This window comes from Nonomuraea longicatena, assembly GCF_039525605.1.
In the GTDB taxonomy this organism is placed as follows: Bacteria; Actinomycetota; Actinomycetes; order Streptosporangiales; family Streptosporangiaceae; genus Nonomuraea; species Nonomuraea longicatena.
This window is the reverse complement of the sequence record NZ_BAAAHQ010000033.1, coordinates 1-15,855: the sequence shown is the minus strand read 5'-3', so window position 1 is coordinate 15,855 and position 15,855 is coordinate 1. Positions and strand designations below refer to the sequence as shown.

The following is a 15,855-nucleotide window of genomic DNA, read 5'->3' as shown; positions in this document are numbered from 1 at the left end:
TCAAGAAGTCTATCCGAACAGGCGTTCTATCGCTTGTGGGCCAGGACGTGGAGCTGGGCGGCGAGGTCTCTCAGCACCGGATGGGTGGCGGCCGCCTGTTCGAGCGCGACGAGGTGCTCGGTGGCGCCGGGCTCACCGTCGACCAGGCGGCTCGGCACCAGGTCGGCGAAGATGCGCACCCCGTGGACCTGCCCGACGTCGAGCCCGGTGACGCCCAGCAGTTCGGTCAGCGCCTCGGAGGTGAACCGGCGCGGCGCGGGGTCGCGCTCGCCCCAGCGGCCCAGGGGGTCGTCGAGGACGGTGAGGGCCTCGTCGAAGTGGCCGGTCAGCGCCCGGTGGACGGCCGTGGCGACGGGGTTGGCGGCCAGCACGCTGACGGCGCCCCCGTGGCGCAGCACGCCGGACACGGCGGTCAGCGCGCTGATCGGGTCTTCCACGTACTCAAGGACGCTGTGGCACAGCACCAGGTCGGCGCTGTCGCGCGCCAGCAGGTCGCCGAGGTCGGCGACCTCGCCCTGCAGCGCGCGCACGCCGACGCCCTGCTCCTTGGCCCGGCGCTCCAGCGCGGCGAGGGAGTCGGGACTCGGGTCGACGACGGTGACGGCGTGACCGAGTTCGGCCAGGGGAACGGCGAAACCGCCCGTGCCGCCGCCCGCGTCGACGATGTCGAGCGCCCCGCGCCCGGTCTCCGCCGCCCGCGCGGCCAGCGCCCCCCGCAGCGCCTCCCACACCACAGCGGTGCGGACCGGGCTTCTGGTCACGTACGTCTCCCCTCAGCGCGTCGAACCCCGTGGCCGCCGACTGCCACGAACGTCGGATCCCCAGCCTACGCGTAGTTCGCACACGCTGGGGTGCGCAGAGCGTAAGGGAGCGGGCGGACCGGGCGCGGGGGCCTCGGTGTCACCTCGGGGTGATTCTCCCGTTTACCTGAAGATCGTTACTCTTCGTCACGGCACAGCCACCCCACCCGCCACCCCGCAGCCGGGCGTGCGGCCTCCAGGGGCACGCTCCGCGCCGCTCGACGTCCCGCCGTGACGGCGGGAGGCATGGGCGGTGAGAAGCGTCACCCTGGAGGCCGTGCGCGAGGACGGCGGGTGGCGCGTGGGCGCGGCCCGGCCGTCACGTGAACGAAGGACGGCGGCGCGGCCCTCACGCGAAGGAGGGACGTCTCAGAGCGTCAGACTCGGCTTGAGTTGCTTGAAGCGGGCCAGCAACCCGTTGACGAACGTCGGCGACTCGTCGGTGGACAGCTCGCCCGCCAGGTGCACCCACTCGCTGATGACCACGCCCTCCGGCACGTCGGGCATCCACAGCAGCTCATAGGTGCCGCCGCGCAGGAGATTGCGGTCGACGGCGGGCATGCGCTCAAGGGTCCACCCCTCGGCGTAGGTGGCGATCAGCTCGTCGATGCGGTCCAGGTGCCTGGCGACACCCTCGACGATCGCCGAGGTGTACTCGTTGACCGGGGGCTCGCGCCGCGCCACCCGCTCGTCCAGGATCCTCAGGGGGCTCTCGTCACGGAGTTCGGCCTCGAACAGGATGTCGAGGGCCCGCCTGCGCGCTTTGCCGCGTGCCGACACCTCAGGCCCGGCCGAGGTATTCGCCGCTGCGGGTGTCGACCTTGACCTTCTCGCCGGTGGTGATGAACAGCGGCACCTTGATCTCGGCGCCGGTCTCCAGCGTGGCGGGCTTGGTGCCGCCGGTCGAGCGGTCGCCCTGCAGGCCCGGCTCGGTGCTGGCGATGAGCAGCTCGACCGCGGCCGACAGCTCGATGTAGAGCGCCGCGCCCTCGTTGAAGGCCACGGTGGCCGTGGTGTTCTCCAGCATGTAGTCGGCGGCGGAGCCGACGGTCTTGGCGCTCACGTTGACCATGTCGTAGGTCTCGGTGTCCATGAAGACGAAGTCGTCGCCGTCCTTGTAGGAGTACTGCATCTCGCGCTTGTCGACGTTGGCCACGTCGACCTTGACGCCGGCGTTGAAGGTCTTGTCGACGACCTTGCCCGACAGCACGTTCTTGAGCTTGGTGCGGACGAACGCGCCGCCCTTGCCCGGCTTGACGTGCTGGAACTCCACGACGGCCCACAACTCGCCGCCGTCGAGCTTCAGGACCATGCCGTTCTTGAGGTCGTTGGTCGTCGCCACGCGTTATCTCCCGTATGCGGCCGCTCTACAGGACGAGCAGCTCTCTGGTCGTGTTCGTGAGGAGCTCCGGCCCGCCCGCACGCGTCACCAGCGTGTCCTCGATGCGGACCCCGCCCCGCCCCGGGAGGTACACCCCGGGCTCGACGGTGATCGGAACTCGATCCTCAAGTCTACCCGTCCGCGACGGGCCGAGGAACGGCTCCTCGTGGACAAGCAGGCCGACGCCGTGTCCGAGGCCGTGCCTGAAGTGCTCGCCGTGCCCTGCGGCCGCGACGACCGAGCGGGCGGCGGCGTCGACGTCCTTGACGTCCGCGCCGGGCGCGACGGCGTGCCTGCCCGCCCGCTGGGCGTCCGCGACCAGGTCGTGGAGTTCGCGCTGCCAGGCGGCGGGCGCGCCGAGGCCGACCGTGCGGGTCATGTCGGCGTGGTAGCCGCGATACCTGGCGCCGAAGTCGAGGGTGACCAGGTCGCCCGCGCGAAGGGGACGGTCGGTCGGCGCGTGGTGGGGGACGGCGCCGTTCTCTCCCGCCGCGACGATGGAGTCGAACGCGGGCTTGTCCGCGCCGAGTTCGAGCATGCGGTACTCCAGGTCGCGGGCGACGCCGCGCTCGGTGACACCGGGCCGGATCCGCCCGAGGACGTCCTGGAATGCCTGGTCGGAGATCGCGCAGGCGGTACGCAGCAGGTCGATCTCCGCCTCGTCCTTGACCTTCCGCAGCCCCTCGACCAGCGGGCCGAGGGGCACCAGGCCCTCGCCCAGCCGCTCGCGGGCGGCGAGGGTCACGTGCTCGGCCTCGATCCCCGTGCCCGGCGCCGCCAGGCCGCCCGCCACGTCGGACGACTCGACCACCTCGACGTCGAGGTCCCGGGCCGCCTCGATGTAGCGGGAGTCCGTGGCCAGCGTGGCGGTGCCGTCCGCGCGCACGAGGACGGCGGCGTTGCTGCTGTCGAGACCGGTCAGGTAGCGCACGTTGACGAGCGAGGTGACGAGCAGCGCGGGTACGGCCCGCTCCTCCAGCAGCGCGGCGAGGGCGCGCCGGCGCGCCGCGTGGTTCACGGTCATTTCGTCAATGTACGCGTATTGACCTTGGCGAGCCCCCGCCACTAGCGTGCGGGCAGGGTTAGTAAGGTTTCCTAACCTTTCCTGAAGGAGCCCCCCATGAAGTTCGCAGCAGCCTTCGCCGCGTTAACGGTCCTGATCTCAGGGAGTCCAGCGATGGCACAGAGCGCGTCGCACATCCGCATCGACCAGGTGGGATTCGCGCCGGGAGAAACCAAACAGGCCTATCTCATGGCCGACCGGCCGCTGCCCTTCACCGTCGTGGACCGGCGGGGCAGGGTCGTCCACAAGGGCACGGCCGGACGCGACCTCGGCGCGTGGAACGACACCTACCGCCACGTCTACCAGCTCGACCTGACCCCGTTGCGCCGGCCGGGCTCCTACCGGGTCAAGGCGGGCGGGCTGACCTCCGCCGAGTTCGCCGTCGCGCCGCCGATGTCGCTCACCGTACCCGCCGCCAAGGTGGTCACGTTCTTCAACGGCCAGCGCGACCGGTGGCACGCCGGGGACAAGGCCGCCCAGGTCTACGACTGGCCCACCTTCACCAACCCCGGCACCGACCAGATCAAGGGGGACCTGACCAGGCTCGACGGCGGTCCCGTCGACGTCTCCGGCGGCTGGTTCGACGCAGGCGACTACCTGAAGTTCACCCACATCCTCGCCTACGTCGACACCCTGCTGTGGGCGGCCAAGCGCGACGGCGCCGTGGACCCGAGGTTGCTCGACGAGGCCCGCCACGGCACCGAGTACCTCGACAAGATGTGGGACGAGAAGACCAAGACGCTCTACATCCAGGTCGGCATCGGAGCGGGCAACGCCGAGGGCACCTTCGCCGGCGACCACGACATCTGGCGCATGCCGGAGGAGGACGACTCCTCCACCGAGAAGTACATCAAGCACCGGCCCGTCTTCCGCGCCGCCGCCCCCGGCCAGCCCATCAGCCCGAACCTCGCCGGCCGTACGGCGGCGGCCTTCGCGCTGGCCGCGCAGGTCGAGCCGTCGCGGGCGCGGGCCAGGCAGCTGCTGGAGAAGGGCGCGTCGATCTACGCCATGGCCAAGACGGAGAACGTCGGCCAGCTCGTCACCTCCCTGCCGCACGCCTTCTACCCGGAGAGCATCTGGCGCGACGACATGGAGCTCGGCGGCGCCGAACTGGCCCTCGCCGCGCTCCGCCTGCGCGACCCGCGCGCCGGCGAGTGGCTCAAGCAGGCCGCGCACTGGGCGGGGCAGTACCTCTCCCACGACGCGGGCGGCGACACCCTCAACCTGTACGACGTCAGCGCGCTGGCCCACGCCGACCTGGTCAAGGCCATCCGCAAGGCGCACGCCGGCGGTCTCGCCGTCACCCAGGACCAGCTCATCGGCGACCTGAAGGCCCAGCTGGAGATCGGCGCCACCCGGGCGGCGAGCGACCCGTTCCACGCGGGCGCCCGCTACGACCAGTTCGACTCGGTGCCGAGGACGTTCGGCCTGGCCGCCACCTCGCGGCTGTACCGGGGGGTGACCGGCGACCGTGCCTACGACGCCTTCGGCACCCGCCAGCGCGGCTGGGCCTTCGGCGCCAACGCCTGGGGCGTCTCGTTCGTCTCCGGCGTCGGCGAGAACGCGATCTCCTGCCCGCACTACCAGATGTCCAACATCACCGGACGGCCGCCGACCGGTGCCGTCGTCAACGGGCCGAACAACGTCTCGCTGTTCGAGAGCGGGCTCGGCGGGCACATGGACCGGATGCGCCCCTGCCCGGCCGACGGGGTCGACCGCTACGCGGAGTTCACCGGCAAGGGCAGCCGGTTCGTCGACGACGTCCGGTCGTGGCAGGCTTCGGAGCCCGCCGACGACTTCGCCGCCATCGCCCTGTACGCGATGACGCTGATGTCGCGCGACTGACCTTCACGGCTCCCGTACGGCCCGCGTCGCACCGCGACGCGGGCCGTCGCCGTTCCACGACTTCTGACCGCCGCCGTTCCCACGGCCTTCTGGCCGCCGCCGTCCGAGCGCCCCGCCCGCAGTCGCCGTTCCTGCGGCCCTCCGGCCGCCGCTGTTCCTGCGAGCCGCCGGCGTCGCCGCTTTCCTCGGCCCACTAAGCCTCGGCCCGCTCAGCCGCGAAGGCCCCACTCGGTCAGGAAGGCCGACAGCGCGCCCCCCTGAGTGAGCTCGCCGCTCTGCTCGGCCCTGACCAGGTCGGCGGCGAGCGCCAGGGTCCGCTGCCTGGCCTCCTCCTCGCGCCCCTGACGGGCCTCCGCCATCGCCTCGGCGATGCGCCGCCTGGTCTCCTCGGCGAGCGGCGCGCCGATGCCGTCCTGCTGCTGCTGGGCGCTCAGGGCCTGCTCCATGTGGGACAGGAAGCGCGTCCACCCGCCGGGCGGCAGCTGCCGCAGGTTCGTCGTGTCCCTGGGCACCGGCGGGTTCACCGCGTCGTCGGGGCCGCCGGGTCCGAACGTCGCCACGACGCCGTTCGGGTCGAGCGGCGTCGGGGTCGGATAGACGGTCTCGACCGTCCCGAGCGAGGGGGTCTCCGTGACGGCGGGGACACTCGGTTCGGCGGAGGTGGGGGCGGCGACCGGCCGGTCCCTGCCGGACAGCACCAGGAAGCCCGCTGTGACGGCGCCGATCACGGCCAGCGCCGCCACGAGCTGGATGACCAGCCTGCGGTTCTGGACGCGCTCATCGGCCGGCTTCTCGACGAGGGGGCCGTCGTAGACCGCCGTGTCGCCCGCCCGTCCCGGCGCGCCGTGCACGGCTGTCGCGGCTGTGGCGTCCGTGGTTTCGAGGTCGGGCTCGCCGGGCGACCCGGGGAGACCCGTGACCGGGACGCCGTGGGCGTCGGTCATCGCGGGCAGGGGGCCGGTGCGCTGGGTGGCCCCCGGGCGGGCGATCGAGGCCAGGCGGCGCCGTACGGTCTCGCCGCTGCGCGGGCGGGCGGCGGGATCCTTGTCGAGCATGGACAGGATCAGCTCCTCCAGCTCGGCGGGGATCGCCGGGCGGTGGGCCGTGGGCGGCTCGGGGTCCGCGCCCCGGTGGAGGGCGGCGAGTTCGTCGGGTTCCCCGGTGAAGGGCGGGCGGGAGCACAGCAGCTCGTACAGGACGCAGCCGAGCGCGTACAGGTCGGAGGCGGGAACCGCCGGGCCGTCGAGTTGCTCGGGCGCGCGGTAGGGGGTGGCGGTGGCCGCACCCTCGGGGTGCCTGCCGAAGCCGGTGACCTTGAGCACGCCTCCGCCCGCGCGGCGCAGGCTGCCGAGATCGACCGCGCCGTGGACGATGCCCTCGCGGTGGGCGGCGTCGAGGCCGGAGGCGGCCTGCCCGACGAGGTCGCACGCCTCGACGACGCCGAGCGGGCCGTGCCCGGCGAGTTCCTCGCCGAGGCTGAGTCCGGTCAGGTACTCCATCACCAGGTACGGGGCGCCGTCCTGCGCGCCGATGTCGAGGACCATGGCCACGTTCGGGTGGATCACCTTGGCCACGGCCTGGACGTACTCGGTGAGGCCGGTGTGCGGGCCGGCGGTGAGGATCTTGACGGCCACGGCCCAGTCGGCGCGCTCGTCGTGCGCCCGCCACACCTCGCCGGCCGCTCCCCTGCCGATGAGCTCCTCAAGCCGGTACCGGTCGGCGATCACTGCCGTCGTCTCGTCGGACATATACCCGCCAATGCTTATCAAGTTGGCAATTGCCCCAACCTTAGAGGGCTCGGCGGGTGGTTCTCCCTCGTCCGTCACCGGCCCGGACGGTCGTAGAGCCCCGCCGTCATCGCGCCCGGGAGCCTCGCGTGCCCGGCGTGCGTGAGGACGGGCCGGATGGTGACCGTCCGCGCGCGGGCGGGCAGCGCGAAGAACTCCCCGGTGCCCGCAGGGCCGCACAGCGCCCCGCGCGCCCAGGACTCGCCGTCGGCCAGGATCTCGATCGCGAGCCGGTGGGCGAGAACGCCGGCACAGGCGATCGACGCGTACTGCTCGCGGCGACCGGCGGGCACGGCGAGGGTCAGCTCACGCTGCGCCGGCCACCGCACGCTCTTCGAGGCTAGCAGCCGGGCACCTGCGGAGGTGTTCGGTTTCGGTGGCACGATCCCGGCCGGCCGGTCGGGAGCCGACCACTCGTAGACGCCCAGACTCACCCGCTCCCGTTGCCGATCGGCGCCCATGACGGTGACGGTCGCACGTCGGGCCCGCTGCGGCAGTGGCTCCACGTCGGCGGCCCTGTCGTGCATGCAGCTCCGGGTCAGCGTCGGCGACGAGACCAGCCTGTACGTCTTGGGAGCACCGGGCACGCGGACCGTGATCACCGGCGCCATCGGGATCTTCGTCGCTTCGTGGCGGTCCTTGCACACCGCGAGGACGGCGATCGGCTTGCCGGTCAGCGGCACGTCGAACCGCTGGGTGGTGCCCTCGGCCGAGTCGTACTCCCTCGTCGCGATCCGCCGGTAGAGCGTGCCGTCCGGCCCCGTGAACCTCTCGGGCAGGCTCCCTCCGGGCCTGCCGTTCCCGGGTCCCGGTGCGGGCGTGACGGTGATGGTCCGTGTCGGCCCCGTCGAGGGCTCGGCCTTGGCGCCCACGCTCGCGGGAGCGCTCTGCCAGGCGGTGATCAGGCCGCCGGGGACGGCGATCGCCAAGGCGGTCGCGGCCACCGCGAGCAGGGCGGGGCGCCGCCGCGCGCGGGGGCGCAGCGCCGCCCACGGGATCGGGCGACCGGCCGCCGGAGCACTCCTCTCCCGGAGGATCTCACGCAGTTCATGCTGGTCGACGGGCATGGGCTACCCCTTTCTCGCGAATGTTGACACGACCGACTCATCGACCCGCAGCCTGGCCAGCGCCCGGCTGGCCTGGCTCTTGACGGTCCCCACCGCGCAGCCGAGTGTGACGGCGGTCTGCTCCTCCGTCAGGTCCTCGAAGTAGCGGAGCACGTGGCCTCCTACGCCGGGACCTACGGCCAGACCTACGCCCGCCTGTATCCCGGCCGGGTGCGCACCCTGGCCCTCGACGGCTCCGGAAGCCACGTCGCGACCGGCGAATGGGAACGGCTCCAGTTGGCGGACGCCAAGGCCAACGAGTCGTTGTTCCGCCGTTTCCTCGACTGGTGCGAGAAGGACGCCGCCTGCTCGCGGATCGGATCCGACCCGACCAGGGTCTGGCAGACCCTGGTCGCCAAGGCCGAACGGAACCCGATCCCCGCCCCGACGGCGGGCGTGCACTACGACGGGCGCGACCTGCGCGGCCACGCACTGGGGATGGTCTACCGGGGCCCCGCCGAATGGGTGAAGCTGGGTCAGGCGATCAAGAAGGCACAGGCGGGAGACGCCTCCGGCTTCGCGTCCGCCGGAGCTCGCCTCCCGTACATCGGGGTGCCCACCGGTTTCACCGAGTGCCTCGACTTCCCCCGCCCCGCGAGTGCGGCCGAGGTCGAGTCGATGCGAGCCAGATCCCGCAAGGTCGCCCCGAACACCGGCGAGCCGTTCACCTATGTCGCCATGCTCGGCTGCGTCGGCTGGCCGCTGCCGGTGACCAACCCGCCCAAGCCGATGCCGAAGGGGCTGCCGCCGTTCCTCGGCGCGGGGGCCTGGCGGGAGTCCGACCTCGTGAAGCCGGTGCTCGCCCAGGTCCCGGGCAGCGGCCTGATCGCCCATGACGGCCCCGGCCACACGCTGTACCTGGACAACGAGTGCGCCCGCGCCCACATGAACCGCTACTTCACCGACCGGGTCGTCCCGAGGAACGCCGCGTGCTGAGCGGCGGCCCCTGTTCCGGGCGGTGCGGAGCAGGGGCCGGTGCTCAGTTCGCCCAGGAGGCGGCGCCGCGCAGCAGGTGGTGGTCCGACATCCCGGGGGTGCAGGCCGCCACGTCCCCCTTGACGTTCCTGAACCAGTAGTAGCTCAGGAAGATGTAGTCGATCTTCCCGGGCGGGTTCGCGTGAGGCGAGCAGGGAGGCTGCGCGGTCGCCTCGCCGCTACGGCAGCGGTCCGCGGCCTGCGCGCAGCTGGCTGCGCCGAAGTACGACTTGTCGTTCTCGTCGACTTCCTGGAAGACGCCGGTGCCGCCGCGACGAAGATCGCCAGGCCGAAGCGGTCGGAGTCTCCGCCCCATTTCCCGCAGCCCCTCGCGGAGGGGAGGCTCGCGCCCCAGACCGAGTCGTATTTGGGCCCGCTCGGGCGGCCCTGAAGAAGGTCGCGCAGGAAAGTCCACTGCCCGTGGCACATTTCCTGGAACATGACCACGTCGGCGTCCCAGTGGTCCATGGCGCTCACGATGTTGTCGCGCCACGCGGTTTTACCCGAGGGAGTACATGTCGCATTTGGCGCCGCAGACGTTGTAGGAGATGAATCTCGGTTTCGGCCAGCTCACGGGGTCGGGTGTGTCGGCACGCGCCGGGGCCGTGGTCAGCAGCAGCCCCAGGGGGATCAGCGTGGCGAGGAGGACTCTTCCGGTCGAACGCATGAACGGGTGCCCCTTGAATCGCTCGGATGGAGGTCACAGTTCTTGCCGTGGAGTGACGCGACCGAGGCCGGGACGTATTCTCGGGCGCCCCCGTCAGACCAAGATCACGCTGTTGGTGATCAAGGTACATTCGCCGGCCGGCGCACACAAGGGGCGGATTTTTCAGGAAACAAGGATTTTGCATTCACCCACAGACCGGCGCAATTCCGTGTCGCCGCACAAATGAATTCCGGCAATGGAAAGGGCGGGGAGCCTGTACGGTTCCCCGCCCTTTCCGGCGTGCTCACGGACGGTCAGGCCAGCGCGGGCTCGGCGTCGCGCGGGGCCTTGGCCGGAGCGGAGTCGAGGTCCTGCGGCGGCGCGTTGAAGACCGCCTCGTCCAGACGCCCCTCGGAGCGGGCCACCAGGACGGGCACCACGGCCTGCCCGGCGACGTTCGTGGCCGTGCGGATCATGTCCAGGATCGGGTCGATCGCCAGCAGCAGCCCGACGCCCTCCAGCGGCAGGCCAAGGGTGCTCAGGGTCAGCGTGAGCATGACGATCGCGCCAGTCAGACCCGCCGTCGCGGCCGAGCCGATCACCGAGACGAAGGCGATGAGCAGGTAGTCGCCCACGCCCAGCGGGATGTCGTAGACCTGGGCCACGAAGATCGCGGCCAGGGCGGGGTAGATCGAGGCGCAGCCGTCCATCTTGGTGGTGGCGCCGAACGGCACCGCGAACGCGGCGTAGTCGCGGTCCACGCCGTTGCGCTCGATCGTCACCCGCTGGGTGAGCGGGAGCGTGCCGACCGAGGAGCGGGAGACGAACGCCAGCTCGATCGCGGGCCAGGTGTTGCGGTAGAAGCGCACCGGGCTGACCTTGCCGACGAGCGCCAGCAGCGTCGGGTAGACGGCCAGCAGCACGATGAAGCAGCCGATGTACACCCCGGCGCTGAACTTGGCCAGCGGGGCCAGCAGGTCCCAGCCGTAGGTGGCGACGGACTTGCCGATCAGACCGGCGGTGCCGATCGGGGCCAGGCGGATGACCCACCACAGCGCCTTCTGGACGAGTTCGAGGACCGAGCGGCTGAAGTTGAGGAACGGCTCGGCCTTCTCGCCGACCGCCATGGCCGCCGCGCCGAGGACGATGCCCAGGAAGACGATCTGGAGCACGTTGAGCTCGGTGAACGCCGTGACGATGTTCGTCGGGACGATGCCGGTGATGAAGTCGGCCCAGGTTCCGGCGCCCTCGGTGTCGACGGCCTTGGCGGCGCCGAGGTCGAGGGTGATGCCCTGGCCGGGGTTGATGATCAGGCCGAGGCCGATCGCGAAGGCGACGGAGACGGCGGCGGTGACGAGGAACCAGAACAGGGTCTTGGAGGCGAGCCTGGCGGCGCCGTTGACGTTGCGCAGGTTCGCGACGCTGACCAGGACGGCGGTGAACACCAGGGGCGGCACGGCCAGCTTGAGCAGTTGGACGAAGATCTTGCCGACCTGGGTCAGGGTCTCGGCGAGCCAGGTGACGTCCCAGATCTTGGCGACGAACCCGAGCGCGACACCGACGACCAGTCCGGTGAGCAGCTGAAGGGAGAAACCGAATCTCTTCACGTGAGGAAGACTCCGAAGTCACGCATGCCGCGGCAGGACGGCATGAAAGGGAGGGGTGATAAGGGGTTGGCGATCGAGCGCGTCTCGCGCGCGATCAGCGACAGCTGCTGCCGGTCACCCGGCACAGGTCGATGTGCAGCCGCTCGACCAGCCACACAATCACCACCGAAAACCTCACGGACACTCCCAACACCTCCCTAACCCGCCATATTCCACCCATACTTGTGATCTACCCCACAAACTCCCTTGAGACACGGGCCGACGGGTTCGGGGCGTCGTGGCGGGGGCGCGGGCGGTGGGGCGAGTGGCGCCGGAGAGGCCGTCGGGGCGGAACCCGGGGAGGCGTCAGGAGGGCTCCGCCGTGACAGGGAGAATCTCAGGAGGCGAGCTCCCGCACGCGCTCCACCAGGCGCAGGCGCTCCTCGTGCGTCGCCGCGATCGGCGTGACGTTCAGCGTCGTGACGCCCGAGTCCGCGAGCGCCCGCAGGCGGTCGCGGACGAAGCCCTCCGAACCGATCAGCGACGTCCGCTCCAGCAACTCCTCCGGCACCAGCGCCGCCGCCTCCTCCTTCTTGCCCTCCAGGTACAGGTCCTGGATGCGCTCGGCCTCCTTCTCGTAGCCGTAGCGCCGCGCCAGCTCGTTGTAGAAGTTCTTGCCCTTCGCGCCCATCCCGCCGATGTAGAGCGCCGCCATCCCCCGCCCCAGCTCCAGCAGCCCGCTCACGTCGTCGCCGATCGCGAGCGGCGCCTGGGCGATCGTGTCCAGCGTCCCGAGCGCCGGGTCACGCCGGGCCCGGCCCGCCGCGAGCGCGGGTCCCCACACGTCGGCGGCCTTCTCCGGCACGTAGAAGATCGGCTCCCAGCCCTCGGCCAGTTCGGCCGTGAGCTCCACGTTCTTCGGCCCGATGGCGGCGATCACGATCGGGATCCGCGGGCGCACGGGGTGGTTGATGAGCTTGAGCGGCTTGCCGAGCCCGGTGCCCTGCCCGGCCGGGAGCGGCAGCGTGTAGTGCCGGCCCTCGTGGGTGAGCCGCTCCCGCCGCCAGACCTTGCGGCAGATCTCGACCACCTCCCGCGTACGGCCCAGCGGCGCGGTGTACGGCACCCCGTGGAAACCCTCGATCACCTGCGGCCCCGACGCGCCGAGCCCCAGCGTGAAGCGCCCGTCGGAGACGTAGTCGAGCCCGGCGGCGGTCATGGCCAGCAGCGCGGGGGTGCGCGAGTAGATCGGCAGGATGCCGGAGGCGATCTCCAGCCGCTGGGTCGTGGCGGCGATGTAGCCCATCTGGCTGACGGCGTCGAAGCTGTAGGCCTCGGGCACGAAGACGATGTCGAGCCCCGCCCGCTCGTAGTCGGCCAGTTCGGCGACCGTCTCCTTGAAGCCGCCCGCGTAGTTCAGCGTCATACCGATCCGCATGCCTGACTCCCTGGTAACAGAACTATGTTCGGCTCTTAGGGTAGCCTGTCCGCGCGACGGCCCGACAGCGGCTAGCGTGGGACGGGTGCTGAGTCGCGTCGTCATCGTCGTGTCCGTCCTGCTCGCCGCCGCACTCGCGGGCCACCGGATAATTCCGGAACTGGGCGGTTTCACCCCGGTCTGGGAGTCGATTCTGCCGTGGGTCGGCCTGGCCGTCCCCCTGCTGCTTCTCGGCGCGCTCATGGCCCGCTCGACCGTCGCCGCCGCGGTCGCGCTGGTGCCCGGCCTGGTGTGGGCCGTCATGTTCGGCTCCACCCTGTTGCGCACTCCGCCGGGCGGCTCCAGCGACCTGCGGGTGGCCACCGTCAACGTCGGTGTCACCAACAGCGACTCCGGCCAGGCCATGCGGAAGATCGCCGACGGGCTCGACCTGGTGGCCGCCCAGGAGCTCACCCCCGGCGGCCCGGCGGCCCGGCAACTCGACCGGATGTTCCGCTACAAGTACCCCGTCGGCACCGTCGGTCTGTGGAGCCGCTGGCCGCTGAGCGAGCAGAGCAAGCTCGACGTCGGCCTGGGCTGGCCGCGTGCGCTGCGCACCGTGGTCAGCACCCCGAAGGGCAAGATCACCGTGTACGTCATGCACCTGGCCTCGGCCCGCCCCGGCCACACCGCCTTCCGCGACAAGTCGCTGGCCCACGCGCGCAGGCTCGTCGACGACGACCGCAGCAAGCGCATCCTGCTCATGGGCGACCTCAACACCGCGACCACCGACCGTGGCATGTCAGGGCTCACACCGCCGCTGCTCGACGCGCAGCGGGAGGCGGGCGACGGGTTCGGCTTCACCTGGCCGTCCTCGTTCCCGATCACCCGGCCCGACCACATCCTCTACAAGGGCATGACCGCCACCAGGGCGGGTGTGGCTCCCGCCGTGGGCAGCGACCACCGCGCCGCGCTGGCCTCACTGCGCCTGTGAGGAGCCGCGCAGCCGGGCCAGGTCCTCGGGGGTGTCGATGTCCATCGGACTGCCCATGCCGTCGCACGGCACCTCGGTGACCAGTTCGGGGTGCCTGCGCAGGAAGGGCCGGGCGCCCACGTCGCCCACGGCCAGTTCGGCGACCTCGGCGAAGTGCGGCCGCGTGAGCAGCACCGGGTTGCGGCGGCGGCCGCCGTACGTGGCCACGGCGACCTCGGCGCCGCTGGCGATCAGCGCGGCGACGGCGGCCGGGGTGACGAACGGCTGATCGACCAGCGCCACCACCACCGAGGGCGCCTCCGGCGGCAACGCGGCCAGCCCCATCCGCAACGAGGAGCCCATGCCGCTGCTCCAGTCCGGGTTGCGCACCGCGACGGCCCCGCGCACCTGTACGGTCGCCGCCCCCAGCACGACGACGACCGGGTGGCAGCCGCCGTCCTCCAGCAGCCGCACCCCCCGGTCGACCAGCCGCTCCCCCTCGTACTCGATCAGCGCCTTGGGTGTGCCCAGCCGCGCCCCGCGCCCGGCCGCCAGCAGCAGCCCGGCCACCAGAGATCCGTTCATCTCCGCCTTCTACCCTGCGGCGTCGCGGTGGATGCGCCCGCTGGTCTCGCTCAGCGGGCGCCCGCTGCCGCCCCAGCGGAGCTGGATGAGCTCGGCCGCGATGGAGATCGCGGTCTCCTCCGGGGTGCGGGCGCCGAGGTCGAGTCCGATGGGCGAGCGCAGCCGGGCGAGTTCACCGTCGGTGAGACCGTTCTCGCGCAACCGGGCCAGCCGGTCCTCGTGGGTACGGCGCGAGCCCATCGCCCCCACGTACCCGGCGCCGGTGCGCAGGGCCAGTTCCAGCAGCGGCACGTCGAACTTGGGGTCGTGGGTGAGCACGCAGATGACCGTGCGCTCGTCCACGTGCTGGGTGGCGAGGTAGTCGTGCGGCCACTTGACCACGACCTCGTCGGCCTCGGGGAAGCGCTTGGAAGTGGCGAAGACGGGCCGGGCGTCGCACACGGTCACCCGGTAGCCGAGGAACTTGCCGACGCGGGCGACGGCTGCGGCGAAGTCGATGGCGCCGAAGACCAGCATGCGGGGCGCCGGGGCGAAGGACTGCACGAAGACCGGGAGGTCGTCCAGGCGGCGCTCGCCGTGCCCGCCGTAGCGCCTGACGCCGGTCAGGCCCTGGGCGAGCATGCCGCGCGCGTCGTCGTCCACGGCGTCGTCGAGGCGCTCGGAACCGAGCGAGCCGGAGGAGCGCTCCGGCCAGACGACGCGCCTGGCGCCCATCCGGCCGGGCCCGCCGATGACGGTGGCGACGGCGACGGGTTCGTGGCGCCGTACCGAGTCGTGGATGTCGCCGAGTTCGGGGAAGGTCTCCCGGGAGACCGGCTCGACCAGGATGTCGATGATGCCGCCGCAGGTCAGTCCCACGGCGAAGGCGTCGTCGTCGCTGACGCCGTACCGCTGCATGACCGGCTCGCCGACGGTCGTGGCCAGTTCGAAGACGGCGCCCTCGACGCAGCCGCCCGAGACGCTGCCCGCGACCTCGTCGCCGTGGACGGCCATGGCGGCGCCCGGGGGGCGTGGGGCGCTGCTGAAGGTGCTCACCACGGTCGCCAGGCCGAACCTCCGGCCTGATTCCCACCAGCGGATGATCTCGGGGAGCACGTCACGCATGGGCGAGCCTTTCACTGAGTTCCTCGAAGGCGGCCAGGCTGTGCCCGGCCACGAGGTCGTCGATGTACGGCAGGGCGGCCCGCATCCCTCCGGTCAGCGGTTCATACCCTTCGTACCCTTTATGGGGATTGACCCAGATAATCCGGTGGGCCTGCCGGGCGAGTCTGGCCATCTGGGCCGCGAGCAGCGAGGGGTCGCCGCGCTCCCAGCCGTCGGAGGCGATCACGACCACCGCGCCCCGCGCGTCGTGGTTCCTCAGGAACCAGTGGAGCTCCTCGCCGAGTCTGGTGCCGCCGTTCCAGTCCGGGATCACCCGCGACACCTCCTCCAGCGCGGTGCCCGCGTCGCGGTGACGAAGTTCGGAGGTGACGGGAGTGAGGCGGGTGCCCACGGAGAACACGCGGGTCGCCCGTGGCTCGGCCCGCACCAGCGCGTGCGCGTAGCGCAGCAGCGTCTCGGCGTACGGCGCCATCGAGCCGCTGACGTCCACGAACAGCACCACCTCGCGCGGCCGGGTGGTGTGGTCCCTGCGCCGCAGCCGGAGGACCTCGCCGGTCCGCAGCGCCTCGCGGAGCGTGCGCCGCCGG

The 15,855-nt window shown here is 71.7% G+C and carries 18 protein-coding genes; 3 read left to right on the top strand and 15 right to left on the bottom strand.

Features of this window, described 5'->3' with window-relative positions; genetic code table 11:
* Positions 1–26: 26 nt before the first annotated feature.
* From ABD120_RS27255 to ABD120_RS27240, 4 genes are all read right to left on the bottom strand, one after another.
* Positions 27–761 (bottom strand): methyltransferase domain-containing protein, encoded by a 735-nt coding sequence (locus ABD120_RS27255; RefSeq protein WP_343952953.1) that lies wholly within the window; start codon positions 759–761, stop codon positions 27–29.
* 408 nt (positions 762–1,169) lie between these two features.
* A complete protein-coding gene (gene nusB, locus ABD120_RS27250; RefSeq protein ID WP_343952952.1) occupies positions 1,170–1,580 on the bottom strand; it encodes a transcription antitermination factor NusB in 411 nt (136 codons plus the stop codon).
* Between the two features lies 1 nt (position 1,581).
* Positions 1,582–2,142, bottom strand: a complete 561-nt coding sequence (gene efp, locus ABD120_RS27245; protein ID WP_343952951.1) for an elongation factor P — start codon at positions 2,140–2,142, stop codon at positions 1,582–1,584.
* A 25-nt stretch (positions 2,143–2,167) separates the two neighbouring features.
* On the bottom strand, positions 2,168–3,205 hold the full coding sequence (locus ABD120_RS27240) for a M24 family metallopeptidase (protein ID WP_343952950.1): 1,038 nt from the start codon (positions 3,203–3,205) through the stop codon (positions 2,168–2,170).
* 153 nt (positions 3,206–3,358) lie between these two features.
* Between ABD120_RS27240 and ABD120_RS27235 the strand changes: the two genes are divergently transcribed.
* Positions 3,359–5,089, top strand: a complete 1,731-nt coding sequence (locus ABD120_RS27235; protein WP_343952948.1) for a glycoside hydrolase family 9 protein — start codon at positions 3,359–3,361, stop codon at positions 5,087–5,089.
* 209 nt (positions 5,090–5,298) lie between these two features.
* Here ABD120_RS27235 and ABD120_RS27230 read toward each other — a convergent pair whose 3' ends face one another.
* From ABD120_RS27230 to ABD120_RS27220, 3 genes are all read right to left on the bottom strand, one after another.
* Complete coding sequence (locus ABD120_RS27230; RefSeq protein ID WP_343952947.1) at positions 5,299–6,837, bottom strand: protein kinase domain-containing protein; 1,539 nt, start codon at positions 6,835–6,837, stop codon at positions 5,299–5,301.
* A gap of 74 nt (positions 6,838–6,911) precedes the next feature.
* Complete coding sequence (locus tag ABD120_RS27225) at positions 6,912–7,943, bottom strand: hypothetical protein (protein ID WP_343952946.1); 1,032 nt, start codon at positions 7,941–7,943, stop codon at positions 6,912–6,914.
* Between the two features lie 3 nt (positions 7,944–7,946).
* A complete protein-coding gene (locus ABD120_RS27220; protein WP_343952945.1) occupies positions 7,947–8,096 on the bottom strand; it encodes a sigma factor-like helix-turn-helix DNA-binding protein in 150 nt (49 codons plus the stop codon).
* Here ABD120_RS27220 and ABD120_RS27215 point away from each other — a divergent pair, their 5' ends adjacent.
* Complete coding sequence (locus ABD120_RS27215; protein ID WP_343952944.1) at positions 8,097–8,918, top strand: alpha/beta hydrolase; 822 nt, start codon at positions 8,097–8,099, stop codon at positions 8,916–8,918. It begins immediately after the preceding gene.
* Between the two features lie 144 nt (positions 8,919–9,062).
* Here ABD120_RS27215 and ABD120_RS39905 read toward each other — a convergent pair whose 3' ends face one another.
* From ABD120_RS39905 to ABD120_RS27195, 5 genes are all read right to left on the bottom strand, one after another.
* Positions 9,063–9,425, bottom strand: coding sequence for a hypothetical protein (locus ABD120_RS39905; protein ID WP_425564044.1), 363 nt, complete (start codon positions 9,423–9,425; stop codon positions 9,063–9,065).
* Between the two features lie 31 nt (positions 9,426–9,456).
* Complete coding sequence (locus tag ABD120_RS27205) at positions 9,457–9,624, bottom strand: hypothetical protein (protein ID WP_343952942.1); 168 nt, start codon at positions 9,622–9,624, stop codon at positions 9,457–9,459.
* A 293-nt stretch (positions 9,625–9,917) separates the two neighbouring features.
* Positions 9,918–11,210: a dicarboxylate/amino acid:cation symporter gene (locus tag ABD120_RS27200; RefSeq protein WP_343952941.1), complete on the bottom strand. Its 1,293-nt coding sequence runs from the start codon at positions 11,208–11,210 to the stop codon at positions 9,918–9,920.
* A gap of 94 nt (positions 11,211–11,304) precedes the next feature.
* On the bottom strand, positions 11,305–11,430 hold the full coding sequence (locus ABD120_RS39900) for a putative leader peptide (RefSeq protein ID WP_425564043.1): 126 nt from the start codon (positions 11,428–11,430) through the stop codon (positions 11,305–11,307).
* Between the two features lie 156 nt (positions 11,431–11,586).
* A complete protein-coding gene (locus ABD120_RS27195; RefSeq protein ID WP_343952940.1) occupies positions 11,587–12,627 on the bottom strand; it encodes an LLM class F420-dependent oxidoreductase in 1,041 nt (346 codons plus the stop codon).
* 85 nt (positions 12,628–12,712) lie between these two features.
* Between ABD120_RS27195 and ABD120_RS27190 the strand changes: the two genes are divergently transcribed.
* A complete protein-coding gene (locus ABD120_RS27190; RefSeq protein ID WP_343952939.1) occupies positions 12,713–13,600 on the top strand; it encodes an endonuclease/exonuclease/phosphatase family protein in 888 nt (295 codons plus the stop codon).
* Here ABD120_RS27190 and ABD120_RS27185 read toward each other — a convergent pair.
* From ABD120_RS27185 to ABD120_RS27175, 3 genes are all read right to left on the bottom strand, one after another.
* Positions 13,586–14,164 (bottom strand): nucleotidyltransferase family protein, encoded by a 579-nt coding sequence (locus ABD120_RS27185; protein ID WP_343952938.1) that lies wholly within the window; start codon positions 14,162–14,164, stop codon positions 13,586–13,588. The two genes, ABD120_RS27190 and ABD120_RS27185, sit on opposite strands and share 15 nt — an antisense overlap.
* A 9-nt stretch (positions 14,165–14,173) precedes the next feature.
* Positions 14,174–15,268 carry an XdhC family protein gene (locus ABD120_RS27180; protein ID WP_343952936.1) on the bottom strand — a complete coding sequence of 365 codons (1,095 nt, stop codon included), beginning with the start codon at positions 15,266–15,268 and terminating at the stop codon, positions 14,174–14,176.
* A partial coding sequence (locus ABD120_RS27175) for a vWA domain-containing protein (protein WP_343952935.1) occupies positions 15,261–15,855 on the bottom strand: 595 nt, incomplete at its 5' end. The genes ABD120_RS27175 and ABD120_RS27180, both read right to left, overlap by 8 nt.